Here is a 16,220-nt window from a genome sequence, read left to right on the forward strand (position 1 = left end):
GTCGGTCGCGATGCTCACGCGTCCTCCTTCCGGTCCGCCCGCAGCACGAGCAGCATCAGCGCGACGGTGACGACGAAGACGACGACGGAGATGGCCGACGCGTAGCCGACGCGGCCGGTGAGGCCGGTTCCGACGCGCTGCACCAGCATCACGAGCGTCGTGTCCTCGCCCGCGGGACCGCCGTTGGGCCCTGCCATCAGGTAGACCTCGGAGAACACCTTGAAGGCGGCGACCGAGGACAGCGCGGCGACCAGGACCATCGTGGAGCGCACGGCGGGGACGGTGACGGTGAAGAAGCGGCGGACCGCTCCTGCACCGTCCACCGCCGCGGCCTCATGGAGCTCGCGGGGGACGTTGGCGAGCGCCGCCAGATAAATGATCATGTAGTAGCCGAGGCCCTTCCAGACCGTGACCGCCATGGCGCTGAAGAGCAGCAGCCACTGGTCGCTGAGGAAGCCGAGCCTGCCGACACCCACGGCCTCCAACACCGCGTTGACCAGGCCCCGTTCATCCAGCATCCACACCCAGATCAGGCCCACCACGACGACGGACGCGACCACCGGCGTGTAGAAGGCGGACCGGAAGAAGGTGATGCCGGGGATGTGTTTCTGGACGAGCATCGCGAGCAGCAGGGGCAGCAGGACGAGCGCGGGGACGACCCCGACGACGTACAGCGTGCTGTTGCGCAGGCCGATCCAGAACATCTCGTCGTGCAGCAGCTCACGGAAGTTGTCCAGACCGATGTACTCCCCCGGAAGCAGGGTCCGCTTGTCGGTGAAGGAGTTGATGACCGTGCTGACGAACGGATAGAGGATGAAGATCCCCACGATCGCGAGTCCGGGCGCGGCGAACAGCCAGGGGCTGGACGGCAGTTGACGCCGGATGCGGCCGCGGGCAGGTCCCGGGCGTGGCGCGGTGGCGGCGCTTGAGCTTTTCATGGTGGCGGTCCCGGATCGTCTCAGCTCTGCTTCAGCAGCCGGTCACAGTTCTTGACAGCGTTGTCAAGCGCTTCTTGGGGGCTCTCCTTGCCCTGCAGGGCCTTGCCCACGCTGTTGCGCAGCTCGATCTTCATCTGCTCACTGAAGAGCACCGGCGTGTAATTCACCGCGGTCTCGATGGACTTGGCGGCGGCGATCCGCACGCGCGTGTCGTCCGTACCGTCCTGTTCGGTGAAGTACGGGTCGTCGAGCGAGCCCTTGGTACTGGGGAAGATCGCGACCTTCTTGGCGAAGGACATCTGGTGCTGCGCATCCGTGACGTAATGCGCGAAGGCGACGGCGGCGGGCGTCTGCTTCGTGCGGGTGTTCACCATCACCCCCATCACATACATGTTGTCCTTGCCGGTGTTGGTGATCTGCGGGGTGATCCCGATGTTCTTGTAGAGACCGGGCGCTTCCTTCTTGAACTTGCCGAGGTCCAGGGCGCTTCCCGGGTTCATGGCGACGGCCTCGGTGAGGAACTTCTTGCCCGTCGACTCGGGCGTCGCGTTGAGCGCCTGCCCATCCAGCGCCTTCGCGTCGTACAACTCCTTGTACTTCTTCAGGAGTTCGACCCCCTTGGGGCCGTTGAAGGTGAACTTGGTGCCTTCCTTGTCCATCAGCGGTACGCCGTAGCGCCCGAAGTCCTCGATGGCTGGAATGTTGGCGAGCGTGGCGGTCTTGCCCTTGCTCTTCTTCGACATCTGCAGGGAGGCGTCGAAGAGTTCGTCGAACGTCTTCGGCGGCTTCTCGGCGTCGAGCCCGGCGTCCTTGAAGAGCCGCTTGTTGTAGAAGAGCGGCCCGGTGTTCAGATACCAGGGGAAGGCGTACGTCCCCTCCGTGCCCGGTATCTGATGGCTCTGCCACGCGCCCGGCAGGTACTCCTTCTCGTACTTCCCCGCGGCCTTGTCGAGATCGAGCGCGAGGCCGGCCTTGGCGAGCGGGGCCACCAGGTCGGGCGAGACGTTCACGACGTCGGGGAGGGTACCTGCGGCGGCGTCGGCACTGATCTTGTCGGCGTAGCCCTCGCCGGGCTGGTCGACCCAATTCACCTTCGTGCCGGGGTACTTCTTCTCGAAGCCGTCGACGACGCCCTCGAAGTACGACTTGAAGTTGGCCTTCAGGTTCCAGGTCTGGAAGGTGATCTCGCCCTCGATCTTGCCGGACGCGTCGTTCGAACCGCCGCCGTCACCTCCGTCCCCGCAGGCGCTCAGCGGCAGAAGCGCGGCGATGGCGGCGGCAGCGGCAACTGCCCTTCGATGGGTGCGGGGGTGACGGGAGATGCGCACGGTGAAACGGCTCCTTTGCTCGGCCCAGCGTGAGGCAGACCCTGCATGGAACGCGGGTAAAAAGTCAATGGATTCGTTGAAGAATCCTTGGTGAGCGCACCAACTCCGCAGGTCAGCGAGGTGTGTTGAAGTTCTTGCGGGGATCGACTAATGCGCTTTAGAGTGGGCGGGCTCAAGCGCATTAGTATGCGGGCAACGGGAAAGGGGCAACACGGGTGCAAGGCAAGCGGTCACCGGCACGCCGGCCGACCATGAAGGACATCGCACGCCGCGCCGGAGTCTCCGAGAGCGCCGTCTCCTTCGCGCTCAACGACCGGCCCGGAGTCTCCGACGTCACCCGCGACCGCGTCCGCAGGGTCGCCGAGCAGCTGGGCTGGCGGCCGAGCACGGCGGCGCGCGCACTGTCAGGTGAGGGCTCGGCGACAGTGGGGCTCGTAGTGGCACGCCCCGCCGGGACGCTCGGCGTCGACTCGTTCTTCCTGCAGCTGATCTCGGGCATCCAGGAAGTACTGGCGGAGCGTCACCTGGGCCTGCTCTTCCAGGTGGTGGAGGACGTGGCGGCCGAGTGCGCGGTCTACCAGCGCTGGTGGGCCGAGCACCGGGTGGACGGCGTCCTGGTCGTGGACCCGCGCACGGACGATCCCCGCCCGGCGCTCCTGCACGAACTGGGTCTGCCGGCCGTGGTGACGGGCGGCGCGCCGGATCCGGACGCGGCGCATCCGGGCCTCTCCACGGTCTGGGCGGACGACGCGGGGGCGATGGCGGCCGTCGTGGACCATCTGTACGACCTCGGGCATCGGCGCATCGTGCACATCGCGGGGCTGCCCGGCCTCGCGCACACGGAGCGGCGGATCCGTACGCTGCGGGCGGAGGCGCAGCGGCGGGACCTGTCCGAGGTCCGCTCGATGACCACCGACTACTCCGACGCGGAGGGCGCGGCCGTGACGCGGCGGGTCCTCGGCGCCGCGTCGCCGCCGACGGCGCTCGTGTACGACAACGACGTGATGGCGGTGGCGGGGGTCGCCGCGGCTTCGTCCCTCGGATTCAGCGTGCCCGGGGATGTTTCGGTGGTGGCGTGGGAGGACTCGGCGCTGTGCCGGATGGTGCATCCGTGGCTGACGGCGCTGTCGCGCGACACGGTGTCCTTCGGGCGGACTGCGGCGCGGGAGTTGCTCGCGCTGATCGACGGTGAGGCCGCGGCGACTGTGCAGGTGCCGTTGCCTCGGCTTATCGAGCGGGAGAGTACGGGGGGTGTGGGCGGGGATTGAAGTTCAACCGGGAGTTCCTTTCCCGATCCCACCCCTCCCCGAAACTGGGAGCAAGCCACCGGACCCCGCACATGGCTCCAGCGCGTCGACAAGAAGCAGGCCGCGCCCGTGAGCCTCCGTGGCCCGAGGCGAGCGCAGGCGGACGTGGGCGGGACAGCCGGGATTGTGTACGTCCACGCGCAGTGCTTCGCCTAAGCGGTACCAGCGCACGCGCACCCGCCAGGGCTCGTCCGCCTCCCCATAGAGGATGGCGTTGGTGACCAACTCCGAGACCATCAGCACGCAGTCATCGATGGAGCAGCCGAGCTGATGCGGCTCGGTGAACTTCCGGAACCAGCGCCGAGCCCGCCCCACCGACTCCGGGACGGGATAGAGGACCATCCCGCCGAGAGGTTCGAGCAGGGCGTCGTCGCCGGAGTCGCAATCGGTGCGCGTCATTGCGCTTCCCCTTCCGGTAAGTGGCTAAGGCCACTTACCGGATAGGCATTGGCCACTTCGGGCCGCAAGGGCTTCCGACGAAGCAACACCCGCCACTCACCCCAACGGGTAACCCTGCTCGAACGCCCAGCGCCCTGGCGGATACACGGCCTCCGCGAACTCCAACGGACGGTCCTGCAGGTCGTAGACGACGTGGTGAACCACCAAGACCGGCGCGGGCAGTTCGAGCCCAAGGTCGTCACCCTCCTCCTCGGTGGCCAACCGAGCACAGACGCGATCTTCGCCATAACTGCCACGACGCCCGGTGACTTCCTCGACGTACATGACCGTGCCTTCACGGATCCGCTCGGGCTCGACAAGCTTGGGTGCCCTGCGTCCCAGCTCGGCCGGGAACCAGGAGGTGGACACCTCGACAGGGCCCTCTCCCGAATTGGTCACCCGCCGCCGCTGAACTGCCCTGCGGTCCTTGCCGAGTTCAAGCGCCTCAACCACATGATCCGGCGCCTCGGCATACCCGGCCGACGCGATGACCGCGTACTCCCCCGGACCATAGATCCGCCCCGTCTGCCGCGCCCGCCCATAGCGCTCGCGAGCCCGCCGGTGCACTTGCTGATCGCGTACGTACGTCCCCGAGCCCTGCCTCTTCTCGACAAGCCCCTGATGCCGAAGCGCCTCCAACGCCCGGGCGCTGGTCGGCCGGGAGACGTTCCAATCGGCAGCCAACTGCCGCTCAGACGGAACCTCTTCACCAGGTTGTAGATCCCCACGCAGGATCTGATCGCGAATGAACTGGGCGATCTGCAGGTACTTGGGCAAGGCCTCAGCGATCTCGGGCACGCGACATTCCCTTCACCGACTGGCTAATACCAGTGGCCACTATAGGTGTGCACGCGCGAGGTGGCCCCCTACCCTGTTCACGTGAAACGGCTCATTGTGGCGGCCGGAGGCGGCGGCGACGCGGTAGCGGCCGCGATGCTGCACGCCGCGCTGTACAGCGAGGACGAGACGCCGGCGCTGATCCTGACGTACTCCTGGGACCGCCTGATCGTCGACCCGGTCCCGGGCCCCCGCTCCCCCGCCGACTTCATCGGCCTGCGCCAACTCACCCCACACGTCTGGGCCGTCCCCGGCAACGCGACCTTGAAGCCACCACACGCGGCCACACTCCCCCGCCTCGCGGCCGAACTCCCCCACACCTTCGCCCTGATCGACCCATACGCCAGAGCAACAGGCATCACCCGCCAACTCAACGAACTCATCGCCCACTTCACCCCGGGGACGATCGACCTCCTGGACGTCGGCGGCGACATCCTCGCCCACGGCGACGAACCCACCCTGCGCAGCCCCCTGGCCGACGCCCTCACCTTGGCCGCTTGCACCCGCGCCGAGGCGCCCGTACGCCTCCTCGTGGCGGGCCCCGGCCTGGACGGCGAACTCCCTGCCGATGTCCTACGCCCCAGCCTCGGCCCGCTCCTCACAACGCTCACCCCCGCGCACGCCAAGACCATCAGCTCCGTACTCCGCTGGCACCCTTCCGAGGCCGCCGCCCTCTTGGCCGCCACCGCCCAAGGCGCCCGCGGCCTGTGCGAGGTACGCGACGCCGGGCTCCTCGTCCCCCTCACCGACGAAGGCCCCACGGTCCATGAAGTCGACCTCCCGGCTGCTCTCGCCGACAACCGTCTCGCCCAAGCCTTGCTCAACACAACCGGCCTCGACGAGGCGGAGCAACGGTGCCGCGACATCTGCGGCACCTCCGAGATCGACTACGAACGCACCAAGGCAACAAGACTGCTGAGCACCAAGGCAACTGACACCGACCTCACCACTCTGCTCACCCGACTCGACGAGTTCGAGAAAGCAGCCCTCACTCGCGGCGCCACCCACGCAACGTTCCGCCGAGTCGCCGAAGAGCTGGGCCCTCGAGGAGCGGAACGCCACGAGATCGGCAAGCTCATCACCTCGGCTTCCCCCTCCGTATGGAAACTCTCGACGCAGTCGAGTTGCAGGGCCCATCGGTAGCGCCGACACAGCACTTCATCGAGTTCGGCCAAACGAGAACCGCGACCGACGGCGATCATCTTGCCCCAGGAGCAAGGAACCGACGGGTCCGCGGCCCGTCCGCCGAAGCGCGGCACCCGGCGGCTTACTGTCATCCAACGAGGGTCGGCGGAAGATTAGCCTCGGGCTTTCATGAAGTGGGCTGACCGGCAGGCGGTAAGGAAAGCAGAAAGCGCCTCTGGCCAGCAAGAACGAGGATGGTCGAGGACCTTGTTGCCACTGAAACCAGAGGCACTTCCCAGGTGAAGACGTCGCGATGCTGCGGTGTGAGCCGGCCGTCTTCGGCTCGGTCGCCTCCGACCCGATGGTCTCCCGTCTGATCGACGCCCTTGCCGTCTCTCCGGACCGAATCGGCGAGGCCTGCCGCAGTTCACCCGTCGGCATCAGTCGCGCCCGCCCACGCGGCGCCGGAAAGCCCGTAAAAGAGGTGTCTTCACCTTATTGGCCGTCATCTTCCCGGAGGGGGCGCGGAGCTGCTTTCGCGCCGGTGGCGCCCCTTCTGCACGGCCGACCGCCGAACGAGTGATTCGCTAATGTGCCGCTCGCGGCGCCGACAGGCCTAGGTGAAGCTGCAGATGTCGCACAGCCGTTCCTCCGACGGGTCTCAGGGCACGGCTCCTGAGACGTGCCCTGTCACTCCGCCGGAACGCTCGGCTCGCTCTCACATACCGAAGGAGCGCCATGTCCCCTGTCGTGCATCGCACCACTGTGGTGCGCCTTGTGGCCGTCTTGGCCACGACGGCCGCCTGTGCCATACCGGCCACCGCCCTCGCCGCCGCGGACGAGATCCAGCCGCGGTGATGAGCTGGGGCGCGGGGAGGGCCGGCCAGCTCGGCAACAGCACCGTGACCGACAGTTCCACTCCCACCGCCGTCACCGCCCTCTTGCACGATGACGTCAAGACCGGCTACGCCCACCGAACCGAACCGAACCGATCCGGCACCACGGACCGCCACCCGCGACAGGGGCGAAGGAGCCTCGGTACGAGTCTTCGCCCGTTGGCGTGAGCTTCGAGGAGGATGACCCACCATGTGCGGAATCGTTGCGGCTGTCGGCGAGGTCGACGTCCCGCTCTGCCGGGAGATGCTGGCCCGGATCGCGCATCGCGGCCCGGACGACGCAGGAGAGACGCACCGCGGAGACGTCTGGCTGGGCCACCAGCGGCTGTCCATCATGGATCCGCATGGCGGCCACCAGCCGCTCGTGGGGCCGGACGGCCGTTCCTGCCTCGTCACCAACGGCGAGATCTACAACCACCGCCACCTCAGGGAGGAACTGGGCCCCGAACGCTTCACGACCGGCTCCGACAGCGAGGCGGCCCTGCACGTGCTGCGCGTGGACGGTCCCGCCGGACTGACCCGGCTCCGCGGCATGTTCACACTCGCCCACGTCGACGAGGCCGGCTCGCTCCTTGTCGCCCGCGACGCCCTGGGTGTGAAACCGCTGTACTGGGCTCGCAAGGACGGCTGTGTACTCTTCGCCAGCGAGCTGCGTGCCTTCGACCCCGCCGACCGTCCGCTGGTGGACAGCTTCCCGCCAGGATGCTGCTGGACCCGGCGGGGCGGTCTTGTCCGCTTCGCCGACGCCGTCCCACCCCGGGTACGTCCCGCCCGACGCCCTCAGAAGCCCACCGCACCGGGCCAGTGGGACGAGACGCTGCTCAAGGCGGTACGCGAGACGATCGTCAGCGCGGTCGAGGACCGGATGATGAGCGACGTCGGCATCGGCGTCTTCCTCTCCGGCGGCCTCGACTCGGCGATCGTCACGGCCGTGGCCGCGGAGTACGCGAAGCGTCACGGGCACCGCCGGCCGCTCCCGACGTTCGCGGTCGGTACGCCCGGCAGCCCCGACCTGCTGGCCGCGCGCGTGGTCGCGGAGTATCTCGGCACCGAACACCACGAGGTGGTGATGACCCCCGAGGACGCTGTGGCGGCTCTGCCGAGAGCGGTGCGGGCGATCGAGCACTTCGACGTGCATCTGGTGCGCAGTGCGGTGCCGAACCTGCTGCTCGCCGAGTACACCTCTCAGCGCGTACGGGCCGTACTCACCGGGGAAGGCGCGGACGAACTGTTCGCCGGCTACCCGGACTGCCACCGCGAGCCGTACCTGGCCCCGGACGCCCTTCAGTCCAGGTTGGTGGAGACCGTGGAGGGGCTGCAGTGGGAGAACCTGCAACGCTGCGACCGCACGACGATGGCGTACGGACTGGAGGCCAGGGTCCCGTTCCTGGACCGGGACGTCATCGAGCTGGCGCTCTCGATCCCGCCGGAACACAAGATGATCGGCCCGGGCATCGAGGAGAAGAAGCTGCTGCGGGACGCCTTTGCCGGCTGGCTGCCGGAGGAGATCCTGCGTCGCGGGAAGCTCCAGTTCGGCCACGGCTCCGGGGCCAAGGACGTCCTTACGGCGGTCCTGTCGGCCGCGGGTCCTACCGAGACCGTCATGGGCGACACCGAGGAGGAGGCTGCCTTCTACGCACTGTGGCTCGCCGAGTTCCCCGGTGTCGATCCCGAACGGGCCCTGGGCCGTTCAGCCTCCCTCCCCGAGTGAGGCGAGAGCACGACGGAACGCCCCAAGGCAGCGGTCCCAGACTTCCGATCCCTCCCGCAACGACAGCAGAAGGGGCCACAGGTCGGCGGAGAAGGCCCGGCTGGCCTCGGCCGGAATGAGAGAGGGGAGGTTGTCGATGGCGATGATGTCGAGGGGCCGAGGATCCCCGCGCAGCCGCTCCACGGGATTGACCCAGTCGGTGACACGGTCGTAGATGGGGAGGGCGTTGAGCTCGGAGCCCACGTCGCACGTCACGTCGGCGATCACGGACAGCCGCCGCCGCTCGTCGTCGAGCTCGGCCTTCGTCACGAACGGAGGTACAGGCCGACAGCTAGCGATGGCGTTCACGAGGATGTCATTCGCGAGCAGCGCGCCACGGTCGAGGTTTCGGGTGTCATCGAGTCCCCAACGGGTCGGCTCGATACCGGCGGTGCTGAGCGCGTCACAGGCCCCGCCTCCTGAGCGGCCGTCCGCGCCGATCACCAGGGCGGTGACGCCACCCGAGGCTGCGCCCGGGGCCAGCCGTCTGCTCAGTTCCTCCCGGGATGACGAGACGAGCGGTGCGGTCAGCTCGCCCCGGTGCTGGAGAACGGCCAGTGAGGCGCCCGCGTAGCCCGCCCAGTATCCGAAAGCGACCATGCGACGGCCCTCGGCATCGAGGATGTGTTCGAGGTCGAACAGGGTGCCGCCCCCGGCTTCGAAGCGCCGCAGCAACCGCGGCGCCTCCTCCTGTCCCTTGTAGGCGTGCCCGAAGAAGATGTGTCGGTGGGTCAGCTCCGTGGGTTCGTCGGGCAGTTCCTTGACGCCCAGGACGTAGTCCGTCGCGGGACACGCGCTCCCCCAGCTGCCCTGCGGTGCGATCGCACAGCCGACTTCGGCGTACTCGTGAGTGGGAAAGACGCGTTGGGAAGACTCCTCGACCGTCAGGTGTACCCCGCTCGCGATCAACTTGCGGGCGTCTTCGGGTACGAGAGCGGCACGTCGTTCGTTCCGCCGGGATTCGTGTCTCATCCAGAGTCGCAGCATGTCAGGCACCGCGTAAGTGTCCGTGACGTCTGCTCAAATGCGTGGCCCGCCGCGCCAGTTCCTCACCCCGGGCGTTGGCGTGAGTCGACTGCCGGTCCGGTGCGGTGACGCGTCACCGCACTCCGCAAACCACTCGACAGTGGACTTGCCGCACCCAAGACCCTTCTGACTATCTGGAATCAAGCGATAACCGTCGGTGCCGGGCGGTCGGTGAGCGGTGAAGGGATGACCATGAGTGATGCCAAGGCGACAGCCACAGGTGACGAGGACTTCGCCCCTGTGATCAGCACGGTCGCGGGGACCGGGGTCGCGGGATACAAAGGGGACAATGAGCCTGCCGTTTCGGCTCAGTTGAACTCTCCCTACGGGGTCGCGGTGGACAGCGTCGGCGCCCTCTACATCTCCGAGTACAGCAACCACCGGATCCGGAAGATCACCACTGACGGGAAGATCAGCACGGTCGCGGGAACCGGATCGGCAGGCTCCCGGGGTGACGACGGCCCTGCCGCCCTGGCCCAGTTGAACTGCCCGCGCGCGCTGGCGGTGGACAGCGCCGACTCCCTCTACGTTGCCGATGCTGGAAACCATCGGATTCGGAAGATCACAGCCGATGGACAGGTCAGCACGGTCGCCGGCACGGGTGTCGCGGGTTTCCTCGGTGACGGCGCAGACGCCACGGCCGCCCGGTTGAAGAGCCCGTACGGCGTGGCCGTGGACAGCACCGGTGTCCTCTACATCGCCGACCACGGCAACCAGCGGGTCCGGAAGGTCACCACTGACGGGAAGATCAGTACGTTCGCGGGGAACGGGTCCGCTGGACCTGGAGGAGACGGCGGTCCAGCGGTTTCAGCCCAGCTAAAGAACCCGCACGGGGTGGCGGTGGACGGCGCGGGCAACCTCTACATCGCTGATGCCAACAACCACCGGGTCCGCAAGGTCACGGTTGACGGGACGATCAGCACGGTCGCCGGCACGGGCACCGCGGGATTCGGCGGTGACGACGGTCCGGCTGCTTCGGCCCAGCTGAACGTCCCCTTGGCGGTGGTGGTGGACAGCACAGGCACCCTCTACGTCTCCGAGTACAGCAACCACCGGATCCGGAAGATCACCACTGACGGGACGATCAGCACGGTCGCCGGCACGGGCACCGCGGGATTCGGCGGTGACGACGGTCCGGCTGCTTCGGCCCAGCTGAAACACCCGCGCGGACTCGCTGTGGACTGCGTCGACACCCTCTACATCACCGACCGTGAAAACCACCGGGTCCGGAAGGTCGCGTCCGCGAAGATGGCCGGGCTGCCCGATTCGGGCACAGTGGCCTCCTGGGCCAACGTCCGCAGCAGGCTGCGGATGGGGGTGCTGCGTGAGTCCACCAGGGACGGCGCCGAGATCCACCAGTTCCTCGCCTCCCCCAGGGCTCACCAGCGGTGGCGGCTGATTGCGTCCGGCCAGGACGACGGTGACGTCCTGTACAGGATCGAGAATGTGCGCAGCGGCAAGGTCCTGGAGGTCGTCGGAGGCCACGTGTGTGACGGGGAGCCGGTCGCGCAGCGCGCCTACGAGGACGGAAGCGCACGCCACCAGCAGTGGAAGCTGATCCCGGTGGGCTCCGTGACCGACACTCCACGGGTGTACGAGATCGCGAACCTCAACAGCGGTCTGCTCCTGCGCGTCGACACCAACGCCCCCGCGGCGATCAAGCAGCATGGGGCGGAGGGCGACCACCGCGACCGACAGTGGCAGCTGCTCGCCGTGTGACACACGAACGAGGGGTCAGGGGCGGCGACGCCCCTGACCCCTCGGACCCCGGACGCTACTCGGAACGCTCCGGCTTCTCGGCGCTCGCCTTGGGGGCCTTGGGCTCCTTGGCCTCGGGGGTCTTCGGCTCGGGTTGCATGCACTCGTCCTTGGTCGGCATGTCCTTCAGGCCCTCGGGCTTCTTGAGGTCGCTGCGGCCCGTCACCGTCGCACTCGACTCCTGCATTCCGGCGGCCGCCGCCGTGGATACCGAGCTGGGCTTCTGGGCGTACTGGGCCTGCGCATCGGCCGATGCCTGGGTGTTGTGGACGAAGTCGCCGAGAAAACCCAGGACGACCCGCGCTTCGGGGCACTGCTCCTGCACGGTCTTCGCCCGGGAGGAAGCCCCGTGGATCGCGCTGGTGTACAAGCTCGTGGTCGTGTCGTCGTAGGTCTCGTCGTCGGCGTCCTCGAAGTCGACGCCCGCCCCGGGCTGCGGCTTGTCCCGGCCGGTGGTCACCGAGAAGAGCCCTGCGCCCTGGCCCGCGAAGCGGAAGATGTTGTCGAACACCATGGTCGTCACCTCTGTTCGTTGTCGTGGCCGTGCCGCCCGGTCAAGGCTTCTTGTACAGCTCTCGCTGGCTGTCGATCAGGCTCTCGCTGTCGAACATCGTGTGGTGGACCTCCAGTGCGGAGACGACCTCGGCCAGCCCCTTCATGCGGAAGCCGCCGTTCGCCAGACCGATGTCGCTGATGTCGCGGGCGACCAACCGGCCGAGGCCGGGGTAGTCCTCGCGCTGCGGGGGAGACAGGACTGCCACGGGCACCTTGTACTCCACCGCGAGCAGCCCGGAGAAGGTCACCGGGATCTCGTACGTGTACTGCTTGTGGGTACGGCGCTGCGTGACGAGGGTCTCCACACGGGAGCCCGGCGGGACCTTGCCGGAAATCTGCGACTTCGAGGCCCAGCTGGTGGTCAGAGAACCGCCGACAGAAGCCGCGACACCCTGCGCCAGCGCGGCGTTGAGCCCCGCGGTACCGGAGGCGCTGCCCGTCGTCGTGAACGCTGTCGAGCCTGTCACCGAGCCCGACGCTGAGTTCGTCATCCCGTTGGTCATACCCATATCGACGCCGTTCGCGTTGTCCATCCCCACGCTTTCCGGGCTGTTCTTGCTGGTCATCGTGTTCGAGTTCTTGTTCGTCATCTCGTTCTTCAGCTGCGTCTGAAGCTGCGCCTGGAGGTTCAGACCGAGCTGCAGTTGCAGTTGCAGCTGCAGCTGCGCGCTGACGTTGCCGCCGAAGGTGAGCTTGGTGTCTCCGGTGAGTGACCATGTGGCCCCGTTCGACACGGTGAAATCGACCGAGTCGGTGAAGTCCATCTCGGACCGACTGCGGTTGACGTAGGTGCGCGAGGAGAACGTGTCGGGCGGGGGCTGACTGATGTTGCGCCGCTCCTCGATCAGCGGCTCCCCGAGGTTCATGTAGGCGAGCCACCCCAGATCGAACGCGGAACTGCCCGTGAAATCGCCGAACCTCAACTTGTTCACGGAGAACCCGACGGGCTTGTGCCGCACACCGTAGTCGTCGACGTAGACCAGGCTGGGATGGCCCAGGATGGACTCTGAGGCCTGCGCGATGCCGAGTTCCCGCAGGTTTTTCTTGGTCAGCGGTTGGCGCTTGGCCCGTTCCAGGTTGTACGCATTGGAAGGCAATTTCTGTCCTCGACTGATCTGGCCGAATCCGCGCTCGGTGAAATGGAACAGGCATCTGCGCACACGTTCCGACAAACGAAGCTAGCACGGATGCCATTACCCGAGAAGACCTCTCCGAGTATCACGCTCAATCGGGTTATGAAGATTCACCACCCATCCCGAGTTACCTGCTCGACGGCTTTTCCAGAATTCACACCCAGGGGTGGTGTGACCTCGAACTTTGCCGGTTTTGAGGGTATTTGTCTCGGTCGTGTATTCGCTTTTCGGGGCCGTTTCGATCGAGGGTTATTGACCTTGCGGTTATGCCACGTGCTAAATCACTGTACTGAGCACCCGACGCGTTGTTCTCCACATCAAGAACAGGTGAGGTTTCCGCGATGTACACCCAAGAACGCACGGCAATGGCGAATTTGGTGGTCGGCGGCCCGGTGGCGGTGAACAGCTACGACAACGCGATCGTGGCAGCACTGCTCGAAAATCGGCCGGTCATGCTCGTCCACGCCTTCAACGGCGGCTACCTGCGGCCCGCCGAGCTGAAGGAGGAAATCCACGACAAGGGGGTCGGGCTGGCGACGGCGCTCGATCCGGACACCAAGGAGGCGGAGGGCCACCTCTGGTACATCACCCCCGGCGGCTTCTTCGGGCAGCGGCCGCTGTACTTCATCGAGAGCGCCGCGGGCCAGGTGACACCCCCACCCGCCGGTGCGGCCGATGCCGACGCCGGGCGCGGCGACGATGGCGTGCCGAAGCCGCAGCGCAGGCGCATCACCGTCCACCAGGACGCCCCCAAGGACCCCAACGATGTCCTCCGGGTCGGCCTCCCCGGCGAGGTCGGGGACAAGTGGCGCGGGAAGAACGGCGCGGCCGAGGACACCCAGCTCTGGGTCGTCACGGTGACGCCGTGGGGCGGGATCACCTTCGTACCGATCACCCACCCCGACACCATCCTCGGGTTCAAGGACCATACGGTGACGGCCGCCGGCGAGGCGCGTCTCACCTACAACTGGGGCGGGGACTTCACCGGGACGGTCATCAACACGTTCTACCCGCGGCTGCCCAGCGAGTGGAACGTCCCGTACCACCACATCTTCACGTGAACCGCGGCCACTTCCGCGCCCACAACCGTCCCGAGCCAACGCCCCACCGCCTGGAAGAGGCACCACGATGCCCGTGCCCACGGAAGATCTGAAGCTGGAGATCGTCAACGCCGCCACGGGGAAAACCCTCGGCGCCAAGGCCGCGCCGAGCGCGGACGGGACGCTCGTCGTCCGCGACTTCCCCGAGGACGGCCCGCCCCCGGAGCAGTGGCAGTTCACCCCCGTACCGGACGCCCAGGACGACCAGGCATATGTCATCCGCAACGCGGTCAGCGGCGAGGTGCTCGACAACCCCGCCACCGCGGACCGCGGCGTCCGCCAGTACAGAGCCGCCGCCGGCAAGAAGAGCCAGCACTGGCACATCGTCCCCGTTCAGGGCGAAGCGGGCCTCTACTTCATCGAGGACGTGACCGACGGCGCCGTTCTCGACCTCGCCGAACCTGGTGAGGAGGACAGCGAGGAGGACACCCGAATCGTCCTGCGCGAGTACGACGACAGCGCGGAGAGCCAGCGCTGGCGGTTCGTCCCGGCCGAGCCCGAGCGCACAAGCGACCTGGTGCTGCACTGGGCACCACTGAGCCACTGGAACAGCCGCCAGTCCTGGCGGCTGGCCCGCTCGACCGCGCTGCGGCCGACACCCGATGCGACCCCCTCCTTCAGCGACGTACTGCTGGTCCTCAAACAGTTCGGAAGCGACCAGGACGCCGGCGGGTGGAGGGGCGACGGGTCCAACCGCTCTCCCGGCGGGCAACCGGGCTGGTGGGCCGGTATCGGAGCGCGGTTCCTCGCCGACACCACGGGAGAAGGGCGGGCGGACATCGTCGGGCTCAAACCCGGGAAGGGGGCCGTGACCTCGTCCGGCAGAGGCGACGGGACGTTCGACAACGAGCGCCTCCTGCACCCATCCGTGCCCTCCGCGAGCCCCGCGGACCTGTGGACCCTCGCGGACGTGACGGGCGACGGCGAGCCTCACGTCGTCGTGCTTGCCGCCGACGGTGTCCGGGTGTCGGCCCAGGACGAGGACGGTACGTTCGCGCCCGCCGACGGTGAGCCGGTCCTCAAGGCGTTCGGCCACAGCGAAGAGGCGGGTGGCTGGGTTGCCGACAAGCATCCCCGCTTCCTCGCCGACACCACCGGTGACGGCAGGCTCGACATCGTCGGGTGCCACGACGACGGCGTCTGGGTGTCACTCCAGGACGAGGAAGGGACGTTCGCACCGATCGCCGACGAACCCGTCCTGAGGGCGTTCGGCCACAACGAGGAGGCGGGTGGCTGGGTTGCCGACAAGCATCCCCGCTTCCTCGCCGACACCACCGGTGACGGCAGGCTCGACATCGTCGGCTGCCACGACGACGGCGTCTGGGTGTCACTCCAGGACGAGGAAGGGACGTTCGCAGAGCCTCTGTACGTCCTCGACGCATTCGGGGTCGACCAGGGGTGGAGTTCGGTCGAGGAACACCCCCGGTTCCTGGTCGGCACCACCGCCGACGGCGCACTGGACATCGTCGGGTTCGGCCCGCAGGGCGTCGTCGTCTCCCGCGGCCGCGGCGACGGCACGTTCGAGCCGGCGAAGCTCGTCCTGAACGACTTCGGGCTCGCCCAGGGGTGGACGGCCGCGAAGCACCTCCGATTCCTCGCCGACGTCACCGGCGACGGCAACCGGGACATCGTCGGCTTCGGCAACGAGGGCGTCTGGGTAGCGCACAGCCACGGCGGCGGCCAGTTCGAGCAGGCCCAACTGGTGTGCCGCGGGTTCGGGTACAACGACGACGCAGGCGCCTGGAGGGTCGACCGCCACCCCCGCTTCCTCGCCGACATCACCGGCGACGGACGCGTCGACATCGTCGGCTTCGGCGGCCCGGGCGTACACGTGGCCCGAAACCTCTTCCGCCGCTTCAGGACCCGATGACCCTCGAAGGACCTCCACAGCCCCATCACGGCAAGTGTGCGGGTGACCGTGGGCCTGGACGGCGGCATGCTCATGCTGACCCCCTCCGACAAGCAGGATGCCGCTGCGAAAGTGACTGGCTACAGCGCAGAGTCGCGAGTGCTTAGCTAATCGAGTGTC

Annotated in this window: 14 protein-coding genes; 7 read left to right on the top strand and 7 right to left on the bottom strand. The window is 67.6% G+C overall.

Annotated elements, in window-relative coordinates:
• Positions 1 to 14 precede the first annotated feature (14 nt).
• Both AB0O76_RS13150 and AB0O76_RS13155 read right to left on the bottom strand, forming a co-directional pair.
• The gene (locus tag AB0O76_RS13150; RefSeq protein WP_365489020.1) at positions 15 to 938 is read right to left on the bottom strand and encodes a sugar ABC transporter permease; all 924 of its coding nucleotides are present in this window, start codon (positions 936 to 938) and stop codon (positions 15 to 17) included.
• 20 nt (positions 939 to 958) lie between these two features.
• Positions 959 to 2,266: an extracellular solute-binding protein gene (locus tag AB0O76_RS13155; protein ID WP_365489023.1), complete on the bottom strand. Its 1,308-nt coding sequence runs from the start codon at positions 2,264 to 2,266 to the stop codon at positions 959 to 961.
• 251 nt (positions 2,267 to 2,517) lie between these two features.
• Between AB0O76_RS13155 and AB0O76_RS13160 the strand changes: the two genes are divergently transcribed.
• Positions 2,518 to 3,534 (top strand): LacI family DNA-binding transcriptional regulator, encoded by a 1,017-nt coding sequence (locus AB0O76_RS13160; protein WP_365489026.1) that lies wholly within the window; start codon positions 2,518 to 2,520, stop codon positions 3,532 to 3,534.
• A gap of 3 nt (positions 3,535 to 3,537) precedes the next feature.
• Here the strand turns inward: AB0O76_RS13160 and AB0O76_RS13165 are convergent, their stop codons facing one another.
• Positions 3,538 to 3,972 (bottom strand): ATP-binding protein, encoded by a 435-nt coding sequence (locus tag AB0O76_RS13165; RefSeq protein WP_365489028.1) that lies wholly within the window; start codon positions 3,970 to 3,972, stop codon positions 3,538 to 3,540.
• Positions 3,973 to 4,068: 96 nt separating this feature from the next.
• On the bottom strand, positions 4,069 to 4,809 hold the full coding sequence (locus AB0O76_RS13170) for a GntR family transcriptional regulator (protein WP_365489030.1): 741 nt from the start codon (positions 4,807 to 4,809) through the stop codon (positions 4,069 to 4,071).
• A gap of 81 nt (positions 4,810 to 4,890) precedes the next feature.
• Between AB0O76_RS13170 and AB0O76_RS13175 the strand changes: the two genes are divergently transcribed.
• From AB0O76_RS13175 to asnB, 3 genes are all read left to right on the top strand, one after another.
• Complete coding sequence (locus tag AB0O76_RS13175) at positions 4,891 to 5,991, top strand: DUF1152 domain-containing protein (RefSeq protein WP_365489032.1); 1,101 nt, start codon at positions 4,891 to 4,893, stop codon at positions 5,989 to 5,991.
• Positions 5,992 to 6,830: 839 nt separating this feature from the next.
• Positions 6,831 to 7,037, top strand: a complete 207-nt coding sequence (locus AB0O76_RS13180; RefSeq protein ID WP_365489034.1) for an RCC1 domain-containing protein — start codon at positions 6,831 to 6,833, stop codon at positions 7,035 to 7,037.
• 22 nt (positions 7,038 to 7,059) lie between these two features.
• Positions 7,060 to 8,580, top strand: coding sequence for an asparagine synthase (glutamine-hydrolyzing) (asnB, locus tag AB0O76_RS13185; protein WP_365489036.1), 1,521 nt, complete (start codon positions 7,060 to 7,062; stop codon positions 8,578 to 8,580).
• On the opposite strand, the gene AB0O76_RS13190 is transcribed toward asnB, so the two are convergent.
• Entirely contained in the window at positions 8,560 to 9,591 is a 1,032-nt protein-coding gene (locus AB0O76_RS13190) for a saccharopine dehydrogenase (protein ID WP_365489039.1), read from the bottom strand. The genes asnB and AB0O76_RS13190 overlap by 21 nt on opposite strands.
• A 246-nt stretch (positions 9,592 to 9,837) precedes the next feature.
• Between AB0O76_RS13190 and AB0O76_RS13195 the strand changes: the two genes are divergently transcribed.
• Entirely contained in the window at positions 9,838 to 11,364 is a 1,527-nt protein-coding gene (locus AB0O76_RS13195) for an RICIN domain-containing protein (protein WP_365489042.1), read from the top strand.
• 55 nt (positions 11,365 to 11,419) lie between these two features.
• On the opposite strand, the gene AB0O76_RS13200 is transcribed toward AB0O76_RS13195, so the two are convergent.
• Together AB0O76_RS13200 and AB0O76_RS13205 are read right to left on the bottom strand one after the other, a co-directional pair.
• Complete coding sequence (locus tag AB0O76_RS13200) at positions 11,420 to 11,917, bottom strand: hypothetical protein (RefSeq protein WP_365489045.1); 498 nt, start codon at positions 11,915 to 11,917, stop codon at positions 11,420 to 11,422.
• Between the two features lie 40 nt (positions 11,918 to 11,957).
• Positions 11,958 to 13,055, bottom strand: a complete 1,098-nt coding sequence (locus AB0O76_RS13205) for a hypothetical protein (protein WP_365489759.1) — start codon at positions 13,053 to 13,055, stop codon at positions 11,958 to 11,960.
• A 377-nt stretch (positions 13,056 to 13,432) separates the two neighbouring features.
• Here AB0O76_RS13205 and AB0O76_RS13210 point away from each other — a divergent pair, with 377 nt between their 5' ends.
• Positions 13,433 to 14,152 (top strand): hypothetical protein, encoded by a 720-nt coding sequence (locus tag AB0O76_RS13210; RefSeq protein WP_365489048.1) that lies wholly within the window; start codon positions 13,433 to 13,435, stop codon positions 14,150 to 14,152.
• 67 nt (positions 14,153 to 14,219) lie between these two features.
• Positions 14,220 to 16,061 (top strand): FG-GAP-like repeat-containing protein, encoded by a 1,842-nt coding sequence (locus AB0O76_RS13215; RefSeq protein ID WP_365489051.1) that lies wholly within the window; start codon positions 14,220 to 14,222, stop codon positions 16,059 to 16,061.
• The last annotated feature ends 159 nt before the right edge of the window (positions 16,062 to 16,220 follow it).

The organism is Streptomyces sp. NPDC086554 (assembly GCF_040686095.1).
Lineage (GTDB): Bacteria > Actinomycetota > Actinomycetes > Streptomycetales > Streptomycetaceae > Streptomyces.